Here is a 12,845-nt window from a genome sequence, read left to right as displayed (position 1 = left end):
AATGCGCGACAATGCAGGATTTTATGAAGTTTCAGAACGGAAAGTCCTGCGAGAACCGGTCAGGACTTTGCGACACGGGATGAGCGCACATCATCGATGGCACGACCGAGGGCGGCATTTTCCGTGGTGCTGTTGGTGCCTTCATTCTCGGCTTCCCAGCGCGCATTGGCTTCGCGGATAACTGCAGCAAGCCGGGTTTCGCCATAGGGTTCCAGAACCTCGTCCGGCTCGGCTTCGCTTCTGACCGACGATCGGGGCTTGCGACCGGCCAGCATCATCGCAAGAAGGCCAAGCAAAAACCCGCCCAGCAGTCCAAGGGCGATAATCCCTTGTGGAGAGAGAGTGCGCGGGTTCGGTTCCGCCATCGCTGGCGTAACGATCCGCACCGTCGCAGCAGACCCCGCCGAGGCAGGTTCGCCCCGTGCCGCACGCATCTGCAAATCTTCAAACAGCGCCTGCTTTGCCGCCGCATCGCGTTCCAGCATCTGCAGGCGTGCTTTGTCTTCGTCCGTGGCAGGCGTCGAGCCGAAACCGGCAATGGCAGCTGCTGCCTTTTGCTCGCGTTCGACTGCATTCTTAAGATCGGCCTGCAACACACTACGCTGGCTGGAAATCTCCTTGTCGATTTCCGCTTCGATCTGGTTCGCGTCAGCCCCCTGCCCTGCAGCGCGATAACGCTCCACCAGAGCACCCAACGCTCCAGATCGCATGGTTTCAGGCACGCCCTTACCGGCGAGGCTCTCCGCAGTCGCGCCGTTCAGGCTGTTGGCCTCCGCTGCGATGCGCGCTGTCTCGGCCTTGCTGTCGGCGAATTCACGTTGAAGTGCGGCCTTGTTGTCGTCGTCGCCAAAATCGCGGCTGACGCGAAAAGCAGTTGCCGCCTGCTGCGCCGCTTCGGCGTCTGTTTCCAGACTTTGCAGGCGCGTCGGAAGATCACCCTCAGACCCGCTCAGTTCCGCGCCACCCTGCAGATGATCGCGAAACGCCTGTGCAACGGCATTGGCCAAAAGTGCTGCCGTTTCCGGCCTGTCAGCCATAGCCTCGACATTGACCGTGCCGCTGTCGAGTGCCTGTGTAAAATCAAGACGCTGGCGCAGCAATTGCGCACCCGACATCTTTTTGTGTCCGGCCAGGGCCGGAGATTGCTGGTCTTCGGGCAACAATAGGGTCAGGCGAAAGTGCAATTCCTCCAGAAATGAAGGAGCGCCGAGATCGGCTGCACGTTCAATGCGCGCCATCTGTGCGGCGCGCTCAAGCACGGCATTCGAGGCAATTTCGCTCCGCCGCTCGGGCGGGAAAACCTGCAAGGATGCTGTCGCGCTATATTGGGGCGGCTCCAGAACAGCATATGCGGTTCCGATAATTCCGCCCAGCATTGTGAAACCCGCCAGAAGCCCCCAGCGACGCCTGCGGCGTGGCAATTGTAGCGGCTTTTCAAGCTTCGGGACGATGGTTGATGTGGGGGCAGCTGGCGCGGGTTGCGTCTTGATCGGTGCACCGTCGAGATTGGCTTGCAGCGCCTCCCGTACGGCATTCATCCGGCCCTGCATATCCGCCTTCGGATCAACTCGCTCGCTCGCTTCAGCGTCTAACAAATCCTGTTTGCGGCGGAGCAACTCCTCGCGACGCCTTTGATGTTCGCGCTCTTCGTCATTGTCTTCGGTCGCGCGAGCGGATGGCACAGGCACAAGGAATTCCGGCGCATAGGCCAGAAGTGGGCGCGCAGCAGCACGTCTCCTTTCTCCGTCCCTTTCCACCATCGCTCCGTCCCGTTTTTCACCCGTGGCTATTAATCCAGATTAGTATTCATCATGGCAAATAAATCGTTAAAATTGCAATTATATGTATTGATTCATACAGATAAATCAGGAGGCCGTTGTGAGCACCGAAACGGAATACCCGATCGATCCAAAGCGGCTGAGTGGCATAATCCAGTTTATCCAGAATGCAGAGCGGCTGAAAAGCACTTTGCGATCCGGTCATACCTCACAGGGCCGACCGGAAAGCACCGCCGAACATAGCTGGCGGCTATGCCTTCTGGTTACGCTGTTCGACCGCGAGCTGGGCGATTGCGACCGGTTGAAACTCATCAAGATGTGCATCGTCCACGATCTGGGCGAGGCGATTTCCGGCGATGTGCCCGCAATCCACCAATCTGCCGATGACGGGCGAGCCGAGCGCGAAAAAACGGACCTCATGACGCTGTGTGCCCCGCTGCCGGAGGATCTGCGCGCAGAAATCATGGAGCTGTGGGCGGATTACAGCGAAGGCAAATCGACTGAAGCTATTTTTGCCAAGGGCTTCGACAAGCTCGAAACCATGATGCAGCATAATATCGGGCTCAATCCGCCGGATTTTGATTATGCATTCAATCTCGACTACGGCGTCAAGCAGACAGCGCGCCACCCGCTGCTACGCCAGTTCCGCGAAATCGTGGACGCGGAAACCCGGCGCAATGCCGAAAAGCGTTAGAGCATTTCCTGTTTTGATTGAATCATCGAAAATACTCTATCTCTTTGTTTCTACGCATGTCTCTATCCTATCGTTGCGGGATAAAGACATGCTCTAACTCAACGTCGCGAAGTGACGCAGTGTGAAGGTGATCTGGTAAATCAGCGCGGCGGCGGCGAAAATCGCATGATAGCGCCGGTTATCCCAGAACACCGCAATCAGACTGAACAGGATAAAGCCTGCAACCTGAATCGGATATTCAGTGCCATAGAGCCGGTAGTGATCGGCTCCCTTCAACAACGTATCGATGAAATCGGCCACATAGACCAGCGCCAGGATGCCGAAAAACCACTTGCGCCGGGAAATGAAGTAATCGCGGTAGCCGGTATATTCTTCCATACTGTCGGGGAAGAGCAGCGTGCAGAGCAGGAAATACAATCCGGCATAAAAGATTACAAACAGATACTTCTCGAAAGTCCAGAGCGGAATGGTTCGCAAGCTGAACTCGAACCACCAGAAATGGATGACCGAAAGCAGGATGAAACCCACCCAAGCCAGATGGACCGGGTAAATTTTCTGCTTGCCGGGATGCTGGATAAAGCGTGCCAATCCAGTCAAAAGGCGTGAAACACACAGGCCGAGGATCATGCCTATGATGATGCGGACATGGCCAAAGGCTTCGGCTGGCGGCACACCTGTTGTCAAAGCCGGATCCATTCTTCCCCTCCGAAGCTTCACTCAACTTTGGTTCATATTGGTCGATATATTTTGGGCGATCAATGATTTAACCTCAGAAATTCGTGGATACGCCGCATATACTTGCGGAGTGTAATAAGGCGGGGCTATACCATCGCGGGCCATGTCCAAATGAAATCCAAAGGTGGAACAATCAATATGCATGACACGGTAATTCTGGTCGGTTGCGGCAATATGGGCTTCGCCATGCTGAAAGGCTGGCTCGATAGCGGTATCCTCAAGGCAAAAGACGTTTATGTCGTGGAGCCGACCGAAGCGCTTCGCGATCGCGCCGCTGGTGCTGGCGTCCATGCCTTTGCCGATGCTGAAGCCCTGCCCGGCGATCTGAAGCCGCGCATGGTTCTCGTGGCGGTCAAGCCGCAGGTCATGGCACAGGTTCTGCCAGCCTATAAGCGCTTCGCACCCGCTGCCACTTTCGTCAGTGTTGCAGCCGGTATTCCGGTCGCCCTTTTTGAAAGCAAGCTTGGTCACGATGCAGCCGTGCTTCGCTGCATGCCGAACACGCCTGCCGCCATCGGCAAGGGGATGCTCGTCACCTACAAGAACACGAATGTGAGCGACGAGAACGAAGCCTTCGTAGGCTGCCTGCTTGAGACATCCGGCAAGGTCGCAAGTGTTGACGATGAAGCGCTGATGGACGTTGTAACCGCCGTTTCGGGTTCCGGGCCTGCCTATGTGTTCCACTTCATCGAGGCGCTGACCGATGCCGGTGTGACCGCCGGTCTGCCGCAGGAAACGGCAGCTTTGCTGGCCATGCAGACGGTGATGGGTGCAGGCGCGCTGGCCGATGCCAGCACGGACACGCCGTCAAAGCTGCGCGAACAGGTGACAAGCCCGAACGGCACCACCGCTGCCGCGCTCGAAGTTCTGATGGGCGGCGACCGGCTCAAGACGCTGGTGGCCGAAGCCGTGGAAGCGGCTCGCAAGCGTTCGGTGGAACTGGGTAAGGCTTAGACAAATAGTCTCGGCACCGCCTCGATGAGCGCTTTAGTGACAGGCGTTTGCGGTGCCGCCAGCAGTTCCCGCGTCGGGCGGCATTCAACAATCTGCCCGCGTTCCATCACCGCGATACGGTCCGCCATCTGCGCTGCCACTGCGAGATCATGCGTGATGAAGAGATAGGCTGTCTGTTCGGCTTTCTGTATATCCCGCAAAAGGTTGAGAATGGCGCCGCGTACGGTGACGTCGAGCGCCGAAACAGCCTCGTCCAGCACGATCAGCGACGGAGTAGTTGCAAGCGCCCGCGCAATTGCGACGCGCTGGCGCTGCCCACCGGAAATCTCATGGACACCGCGCCGGGCCAGTGCCGGATCAAGCCCAACTGCTTGCAGAAGGCCGGCAATATCGCGCTTGAGCCCGTGGATGCGCAGCGGTTCACGTAAGAGATCATACACATTCGCACGCGGATTGAAGGCCGAGAGCGGGTCCTGAAACACCATCTGCATGCGCGCACGCTGCTTGCGGAGAACAGCTCCTTTGAGCGCCAGCCAGTCCTCGCCTTCAAAGCGGATTGTACCGCTTGCAAGCGGGTGAAGTCGCAGCAGTGCCCGCGCCAGCGTGGACTTGCCGCTGCCAGACGGACCGACCAGCGCCAGTGTCTCGCCCGGCTGGATCGTGAGGCTGACACCATTGAGCGCAAGGGCGTCGCCATAGCGTAAAATGAGATCGTCGGCCTTCAGAATCGGATCAACCATGGGCTGCCTCCAGCACCGGCACGGCAGCGATCAGCGCCTTCGTATAATCTGTTTGTGGGTCAGAAATGATCGTTCGAGCGGAGCCAAGTTCCACCAGCACACCCCGCCGGAAAACCGCGATGCGATCCGCCAGTCCGGATGCCAAAGCGATGTCATGAGTAATGAAGATCAGCGTCATCTCATCTGTGCGCACCAGTTCGCGCAGGAGAGAAACAATCTCCTTCTGCACGATGGTGTCGAGCGCGCTCGTCGGCTCATCCGCGATCAGCAGGCGCGGACCGGTGGCAATGGCGAGCGCAATTGCGATGCGCTGTTTCTGCCCGCCCGAAAACTGGTGCGGATAGCGCGAAAAACTTAGCTCAGCTTGCGGAATATGAACCCGCTGTAAAAGGCTGACTGCCTTGGCTTTCGCTGCTGTTTTGTCGATTTTCGCATGGGCGCGAATGGTCTCGACAAGTTGCGCGCCCACCGTCATCAGCGGATCGAAGCTCGATGCCGGGTCCTGAAACACGAAGCCAATGTCGCGTCCCGGCAGCAGCTTACCGTCTGCCCATTCCATATTGCCCGAAATGCTTGCATTCCCCGGCAGGAGCGAGGCCAGCGCGAGCGCCAGCGTGCTTTTGCCCGAACCGCTTTCGCCGATGATTGCCAGAGTTTCACCGCGTCGGACATCAAGATCGATGTTCTCCAGCGCCGTTTCACGGCCATAGCGCACGGAAAGCTGTTCCAGCCGGACAATCACCGTCATGGCTGCACCTCGCGCCGGGACAAGGCGTTCGTCAGTCCTTCGCCCGCCAGATAGACACCGACGACAGTGAACGCCAGTGCCAGTCCCGGCAGGATAGAAAGCCAGGGGGCGGAACGCAGGACCGTGCGCCCCTCGGCGATCATGCCGCCCCAGGTGACGCGGTTCGGATCGCCCAAGCCCAGAAAGGACAAGGCCGCTTCGATCAATATAGCGGAAGCGACGATCACCGGCACCAGTGCCAGAACTGGCGGTAAAGCATTTGGCAGAATCTGGCGGAAAGCGATTTCCATCGGATGCATGCCGATGACACGGGCCGAAGCCACATAGTCGCTTTCGCGGATTGTGAGCACCTGCCCGCGCGTGAGGCGCGCAGCCTGCGTCCAGCTTGAAAGCGCAATCGCGGCAATCAGCACCGGCAGTGTCGGCCCGGCAATGCTGACCAGCGCCAGCGCCAGCAGAAAGCCCGGCACGGTCTGGAAGGCTTCCGTAATCCGCATCAGGACTTCATCGACGATACCGCCCGCAAAACCGGCCAGCGTCCCGACAGTGCTGCCGAGGACGACTGCGGCGCAGGCTGCGGCCAGCCCGACTGCAAGCGATGTGCGCGCACCATAGAAAAGCTCAGCCAGAACATCACGTCCCAACCGGTCAGTTCCAAGAATAAAATTAGCATTATCAAATGGTTGCAGAAGCGGCGTTGAGACAATACTTAAAGGATCTGCGGGAAAGAGGAGCGGAGCGGCAAGTGCTGCCAGCACGAGCAGCACCAGCAGGATTGCACCTGCTATACCTTCACCCGTTCTGAAATAACGTTTAGCCCCGCTCATGTCCTGCCGCCTCCGGCAGCGATACGCGGATCAAGCCAGAGATAGATCAGGTCGATAAGGAAATTGACCACGATCACCATGACGGCGCTGATCAGAATGACTCCGAGCAGAAGCGGCGTATCGCGGCTTGCGACGGCCTCCTGTGCAAGCCGCCCCAGCCCTGGCACGGCGAAAACGCTTTCGATCACCACGCTGCCGCCGAGCATGGATGCGGCCTGCAAGCCCAGCACGGTAAAGAGCGGCAACAATGCATTCCGCGCCACGTGGCGCAGGACAATACGCGAATGCGAAATGCCCCTCGCCCGCAAGGCACGCACGAAATCCATGCGCCATATGTCGGCCATGGCGGCGCGCATGACCCGCAGGTAAAGCGCCAGATAGATCACCGCCAGCGAAACGACCGGCAACACCAGATGGACCGCAATGTCGCCTGCCCGCGCCAACCCATGCTTGTCGGAAGCGATTGTTTCAATGCCGCTCGACGGCAACCAGCGCAGCCTGATCGAAAACAGGATGACCAGCACGAGCGCCAACCAGAAACCGGGGATCGCATAAAGAACCAGCGATGCAACGGAAAGAAACCGGTCGCGAAAACTTCCGGGCTTCGCCCCTGCCACGATGCCAAGGAGCGACCCCACGGCAAAAGACAAGGCAGTCGCCGCGCCCATCAAAAGAAGCGTGTTGGGCAGGCGCTCCTGAATAACGTCGAGAATGGGCCGGTTGAAACTGACGGACCAGCCAAGATTACCCTGCACAAGGGTTGCCAGATAGGCCCCGAGCCGATGCCAGACCGACTGATCCAGCCCCCAGCGCGCCCGCATTTCTGCAATCGTTGCCGCATCACCGCCGAATGTTACGGCATAAGCGTCGACGGCATCGCCCGGCGCGCCTTCCAACAAAAAAAAGCAGCCGACAATGACAATCAGCAGCACCATAATGCTGCCGACCAATCGTTTGCGGAAAAGGGCCAGAATCTGTTTCACGGTGGCAGGATACAATCAATCCACGAGGTTCGTCACTGTTCCAGCCACGTATCCGCCCAGTTGGAAACTACCCAGCGCGGATTGCTGGAAACATTCTTCACGCGGTCGCTGGCGACGGTGATGAAACCCCATTCCGCAACATTGATGAGCGGCAAATCTGCGTCCACCATCTGCTGGAACTGATGATAGAGCGCCGTGCGCTTTTTCTCATCGATTTCGCGTGCGGATTTGGCGATCAGTGCGTCCAGTTCGGCATTGGCATAGCCGCCCTGATTGGAAAACGGCACGCCTGCCGGGATACTGCTTTCGACCAGAATTGTCGTGGATATGGCCGGATCGCCGCGATAAACCGTCGGTGCAATCGCCAGATCGAAATCATGGTCGGTGTAAACCGCCTTCTGGTGCGCGGCGGAATCGTTGTTGACGATGCGTGCATCAATGCCGACCGCCGCAAGCGCCTGCCGCAGATAATCACCGAACTGCTTCGTCTCGTTGAAATAGGGCGCTGGGAGAAGCTTGAGCGTGAAGCGCGTTCCGTCCTTGCCCCGCTCGTAACCAGCCTCGTCCAGAAGCGCATTCGCTTTCGCGACGTCGAACGGATAGGACGGCACGTCATCCGTATAGAACTGGCTGTCATAACGCGGCACAGGACCGGTCGAGGTCTTGGCGTAACCGAGGAAAATTGTCTTCACCACGAAATCGCGATCGATGGCATGGGCGATTGCCTGCCGAACCTTCAGGTTCGCCAGTTCCTTGCGGCGGTGGTTGATTTCCACCACGAGCTGGTAGGTCAACGCCTCATAGCCCTTGGAGATGACCGTGAGGCCCGGAACCTTCGAAATGCGGTCCAGATCGGCGAGCGGCACGGCGGAAAAGGCGGCGAGGTCGATTTCTTCGGCCTCCAGCGCGCCAGCCGCTGCGGCGCGATCCGGCAGCACGCGATAGACAATCTCGTCCAGATAAGGCTCACCCTTGCCCCAATAATCGTCGTTGCGTGTCAGCCGGTAATATTCGCCGGTCTTATGTTCGGCATATTTGAACGGGCCGGTGCCTATGAGCTTTTCATTGGCCGGGTTGGCCATGACGTCACTGCCCGCGAAGACATGCTTCGGCAGCACTGCCGTCAGCGCCGGCAGGGCATTGCGGATAAGCTGGAAGGGCGTCGGCTCGGAGAAATGGAAAACGGCAGTGAGGTCATCCGGCGTTTCGACCTTCTCCAGCGCCTTGAACACAACACGGCCCAGGTTTTGCAGCGGTTTCCAGATTTCCATGGCCGAGAACGCAACATCCGCCGATGTGAACGGCTTGCCGTCATGCCATTTAACGCCTTCGCGCAGACGGAACTTCACCGTCAGCCCGTCGGCGGAGCCTTCCCAGCCTGTCGCAAGTCGTGGCACGAGACCATTTTCGCCCTCGAAGGACGCTTCCGCCAGAGGTTCGATCACCTTGCTTGCGACAAAGAAAACGCCATTGGAGGCCACGATGGCCGGGTTCAGATTACGTGGCTCTGAATCTGCGGCCACGACCAGTCGCCCGCCTTTCTGCGCTTCACCAGCCGCATTCGACCGTTGCGGCCAGACGGCGACAGCGGCCAAAGCGGTCGATCCCGCCAGAAAAGCCCTACGTGACAGAACCAGTTGAGCCATATCCATTGCCCCGCAATCACATTTTCATTTGACGACTTTTTATACCAGTCACCCGTAAATGACAGGATCAAAACCTGTTACCGGAACAATAAATATCGAAAAACACTTCGCTTTCCGGCATCTTTAACCGTCAAGTAAAAATAATATTTCAATTATTTGCTAGCTTATTATTGAAGTATTTCAACCTATGCGTTTGAATTATTTTTTCGATTAAACCCAATTTAAAGAAAATCCCCTCTTGCCAAACAGGGCTTCTTCCGTAGATCATGGTTAATTATGTGTTGTCGTATTTCGTGAGCTTCATTTCGACACGGCACGCATAGACCACTGAAGAGCAATTCATGGCTCTTATTTGAATGCATTTGTACGCCCCATTTCATTCATCTGGCGGCAAATGCCCCCTGAAAGCTGAACCCATTGGAAGAGAGGAAACAGAAATGTCTAGTTTGCTGCCCCCGCTTCATGACGGTCACGCACCGATCTATCTGCATCATGCATTCCAGGATGCGGTCGATGCCTATGAAGATTGGGCTCTGGAAACGACCGAACCGTCCGTTCAGGTCAACGGCAAGGTCACACGGATCAGTGTCATCTTCCGCCGCCTGTGGAACTGCACCGACATGGTGCCGCGCCACACGCTGGAAGCGCTGAGGGATATCGTTCCGACCGGCATCATCCATGCTGAACACTGGAAGGAAACGCCCACATTTGCAGAAGCTGCCCGCATCATGCGTGCCGCTCTGGAAGGGCGCAAGGCACGACGGCTCCCGGTCGTGTGCTGATTTCCTGAAACCATAAAGGAAACGGGCGGATTTTCCGCCCGTTTTGCATTCAACTGCTGATCCTTCGACAAGCTCAGGATGAGGTTCGACAGTTCTGGATGAAGGAAGCCGAGCCTATGCAGCCACCAGCGCTTAAGAGCCTGAATCAAAAAGCTGCATGTGTGTGCGAAAATGGTGATTTTCGAGTACCGGAGCGCAGTGTACTTTTGAGCATGGTCCCCAAAAGTTGCAGACTTTTCGGATAAGACTATGCACCAGAGAAAGCTACATGAGCGCCGGAACGCAGACAAATTGCCATTTGCAGCCACACAGGATGGCTTTTGGAACAGGCTCTAAACAACAGGATCAAGTTTGCGAAAGCGCACGCGGGCGCTGCGTTCGATGGCGGCAACGGTCAGTTCATCCAGTGTCCAGCGGTCACGCAGCATCTGGAGAAATTCCAGTTCTTCCTGCTCCACATGCAGATCGGCAGCAGCGACTTCGACAGCCAGCGCATACGCCGTATCGTAGAGACGTTCCGGCAGTGCTTCATGGGCAAGGTCGAGAATTTTTTCCAGGCCGTCTTCATCGGCAAGAAGCGCATAGCAATCATTGGCAATCTGCGGCAGGCGGCCGGTATCGAAACCGCGGAAAACCGGCAGGCGCGTCACCACATTGCCGATGGATTCCAGCTCGGCATCGGTCATGGTGGTGTCGGCGGCAGACGTCGTAATCATAATATAGACGAGTGCATCCTGCTGGGTGATCTTTTTCATCGGGTACTCCTGCACAACAATAGCCGGAATCAACTTCAACGGCCCAAATTGTTTTGAAAGTTAGGAAGCCGCATCCCGTTGCGCAAGGAAATTCGGTCGCAACCGTTGACGGACAGTGGTTGCCGCGCCATAGAGCAGTATGCGCCTCCCTTGCGCGCAAGTTTTCAATGAATAAACTTTCTTCACAGGATTAAACCATGACCTCGCACCGCCTTCCCGAAATCACGCTGACCCCGGAACTGACCGCGGCGGCTGCGGAAGCGAAAGCATGGCCTTTTGAAGAAGCGAAGAAAATCCTCAAGCGCTATGCAAAGACCGGCCTGCCGGAAACGGTGATTTTCGAGACCGGTTATGGCCCTTCCGGCCTGCCGCATATCGGCACGTTCGGCGAAGTGGCGCGCACCTCGATGGTGCGCCACGCCTTTCGCATCCTCACCGAAGACAAGGTCAAGACACGCCTGATCTGCTTCTCCGACGACCTCGACGGCATGCGCAAGATCCCGGACAACGTGCCGGACAAGGCAGCCCTTGAACCCTATCTGCAGATGCCGCTTTCCGCCGTTCCGAACCCGTTCGGTGGCGACTACAAGAGCTTTGCGGACCATAACAACGCCATGCTGTGCCGCTTCCTCGACACTTTCGGCTTCGATTATGAATTCGCCAGCGCGACGGAATATTACCAGTCCGGCAAGTTCGACGCCGTGCTTCTCAAGGCTGTCGAGCGCTATGACGACATCATGAAGGTGATGCTGCCGACGCTCGGCGAAGAGCGTCAGGCGACCTACAGCCCGTTCCTGCCGATCTCGCCGAAGTCCGGTCGCGTGCTTTACGTGCCGATGAAGAGCGTGGATGCCAAGGCTGGCACCATCACGTTCGACGATGAGGATGGCGTTGAAACCACGCTATCCGTCACAGGCGGCAAGGTGAAGCTGCAATGGAAGCCGGATTTCGGCATGCGCTGGGCAGCGCTCGGCGTCGATTTCGAAATGTTCGGCAAGGACCACCAGACCAATGCGGGCGTTTATGACCGCATCTGCGAAATCCTCGGCGGTCGCGCGCCGGAACATTTCGTCTACGAACTGTTCCTCGACGAGCTAGGCCAGAAGATTTCCAAGTCCAAGGGCAACGGCATTTCCATTGATGAATGGCTGGCCTATGCGCCGACTGAAAGCCTTGCGCTTTACAATTTTCAGAAGCCGAAGACCGCCAAGCGGCTTTACTTCGATGTCATCCCGAAGGCGGTGGACGAATATTTCACCTATCTCTCGGCCTATGAGCGTCAGGAATGGAAGGACCGGCTGAACAATCCGGTCTGGCACATTCATTACGGCAACCCGCCGAAGGTGAACCTGCCAGTCACTTTCGCGCTGATGCTCAATCTGGTCAGCGCATCGAATGCCGAAAATCCGGCTGTGCTGTGGGGTTTTATCTCGCGCCACGTGCCGGGCGTTACGCCGGAAAACAATCCGGAACTCGACGCGCTCGTCGGCTATGCGATCCGTTACTTCAACGATTTCGTGAAGCCGACCAAGCAGTTCCGCGCGCCGGACGATGTGGAACGCGCAGCGCTCGAAGCGCTGGATGCGAAGCTCGCAACGCTGCCTGCCGGCACCGATGGCAACGACATCCAGAATGCCATTCTCGACGTTGCCCGCGCCATTGAGCGTTATCAGGACCACACCAAGAAGAGCCCGGAAGGCGGTCCCGGCGTTTCGGTTTCCTTCTTCCAGATGCTCTATGAAGTGCTGATCGGTCAGGAACGTGGACCGCGCTTCGGCTCCTTCGTCGCGCTTTACGGCATCGACGAAACCCGCGCGCTGATCAAAAAGGCGCTGGCTGGTGAACTGGCCTAAGTGCCCAGACACTACAGGAAACAGCCCCGGTTTTCCGGGGCTTTTTTCATTGGATGACCGACATTGCCCTGGGTCACATATACCCATGCGCTGAAAAAGCGCCTGATCTGTGGGCTTTGCGCGGTTTCAATACCCTCCGCCGCCCAGCTGCTATCTATCACTCGACCCCAATATGCCTGGGATGATGAGCAACCACGCTTCCTATGCTGAACCAATCCTGTTGAGGAGCCATGGTGGCCTCCCGGTCACCTATTCACTTCTGCGCTCCGGCACCGGAGTATTTCAAAGTAAGTTTAAATATACTCTTGATTGTCATTTTCGACTTTTCTTGCATTAACATATGTTAATCT

At 57.3% G+C, this 12,845-nt stretch carries 12 protein-coding genes; 4 read left to right on the top strand and 8 right to left on the bottom strand.

Translation table 11 applies throughout. The annotated features are described in order from the left end of the window. Positions 1–59 precede the first annotated feature (59 nt). A complete protein-coding gene (locus LJ361_RS13680; RefSeq protein ID WP_264811744.1) occupies positions 60–1,760 on the bottom strand; it encodes a GNVR domain-containing protein in 1,701 nt (566 codons plus the stop codon). A 118-nt stretch (positions 1,761–1,878) separates the two neighbouring features. Here LJ361_RS13680 and LJ361_RS13675 point away from each other — a divergent pair, with 118 nt between their 5' ends. Next, positions 1,879–2,472: an HD domain-containing protein gene (locus tag LJ361_RS13675; protein ID WP_036587565.1), complete on the top strand. Its 594-nt coding sequence runs from the start codon at positions 1,879–1,881 to the stop codon at positions 2,470–2,472. A gap of 93 nt (positions 2,473–2,565) precedes the next feature. On the opposite strand, the gene LJ361_RS13670 is transcribed toward LJ361_RS13675, so the two are convergent. Continuing rightward, a complete protein-coding gene (locus tag LJ361_RS13670) occupies positions 2,566–3,168 on the bottom strand; it encodes a hypothetical protein (RefSeq protein WP_010659149.1) in 603 nt (200 codons plus the stop codon). A 177-nt stretch (positions 3,169–3,345) separates the two neighbouring features. Between LJ361_RS13670 and proC the strand changes: the two genes are divergently transcribed. Then, positions 3,346–4,161 carry a pyrroline-5-carboxylate reductase gene (gene proC / locus LJ361_RS13665; protein WP_264811743.1) on the top strand — a complete coding sequence of 272 codons (816 nt, stop codon included), beginning with the start codon at positions 3,346–3,348 and terminating at the stop codon, positions 4,159–4,161. Here proC and LJ361_RS13660 read toward each other — a convergent pair. Genes LJ361_RS13660 through LJ361_RS13640 form a run of 5 tightly spaced genes read right to left on the bottom strand, consistent with a single transcriptional unit; the run spans position 4,158 to position 9,105 of the window. Next, a complete protein-coding gene (locus LJ361_RS13660; protein WP_264811742.1) occupies positions 4,158–4,901 on the bottom strand; it encodes an ABC transporter ATP-binding protein in 744 nt (247 codons plus the stop codon). The two genes, proC and LJ361_RS13660, sit on opposite strands and share 4 nt — an antisense overlap. Further along, positions 4,894–5,649, bottom strand: coding sequence for an ABC transporter ATP-binding protein (locus LJ361_RS13655; protein ID WP_264811741.1), 756 nt, complete (start codon positions 5,647–5,649; stop codon positions 4,894–4,896). Before LJ361_RS13655 ends, LJ361_RS13660 begins: the two co-directional genes overlap by 8 nt. Continuing rightward, complete coding sequence (locus LJ361_RS13650; RefSeq protein WP_264811740.1) at positions 5,646–6,476, bottom strand: ABC transporter permease; 831 nt, start codon at positions 6,474–6,476, stop codon at positions 5,646–5,648. Before LJ361_RS13650 ends, LJ361_RS13655 begins: the two co-directional genes overlap by 4 nt. Further along, positions 6,473–7,474, bottom strand: a complete 1,002-nt coding sequence (locus LJ361_RS13645; protein WP_264811739.1) for an ABC transporter permease — start codon at positions 7,472–7,474, stop codon at positions 6,473–6,475. Before LJ361_RS13645 ends, LJ361_RS13650 begins: the two co-directional genes overlap by 4 nt. 17 nt (positions 7,475–7,491) lie before the next feature. Beyond that, entirely contained in the window at positions 7,492–9,105 is a 1,614-nt protein-coding gene (locus LJ361_RS13640; protein WP_264811738.1) for an ABC transporter substrate-binding protein, read from the bottom strand. A gap of 437 nt (positions 9,106–9,542) precedes the next feature. On the opposite strand from LJ361_RS13640, the gene LJ361_RS13635 reads away from it, so the two are divergent. Then, positions 9,543–9,887, top strand: coding sequence for a hypothetical protein (locus LJ361_RS13635; RefSeq protein WP_010659156.1), 345 nt, complete (start codon positions 9,543–9,545; stop codon positions 9,885–9,887). Between the two features lie 332 nt (positions 9,888–10,219). Here LJ361_RS13635 and LJ361_RS13630 read toward each other — a convergent pair whose 3' ends face one another. Then, positions 10,220–10,642 (bottom strand): tellurite resistance TerB family protein, encoded by a 423-nt coding sequence (locus LJ361_RS13630; RefSeq protein WP_010659157.1) that lies wholly within the window; start codon positions 10,640–10,642, stop codon positions 10,220–10,222. Between the two features lie 197 nt (positions 10,643–10,839). Between LJ361_RS13630 and LJ361_RS13625 the strand changes: the two genes are divergently transcribed. Further along, a complete protein-coding gene (locus tag LJ361_RS13625; protein WP_010659158.1) occupies positions 10,840–12,495 on the top strand; it encodes a lysine--tRNA ligase in 1,656 nt (551 codons plus the stop codon). Positions 12,496–12,845 lie beyond the last annotated feature (350 nt).

It is taken from the genome of Brucella sp. JSBI001 (genome assembly GCF_026014005.1).
Lineage (GTDB): Bacteria > Pseudomonadota > Alphaproteobacteria > Rhizobiales > Rhizobiaceae > Brucella > Brucella anthropi.
This window is presented reverse-complemented; position numbering and strand designations above follow the sequence as displayed.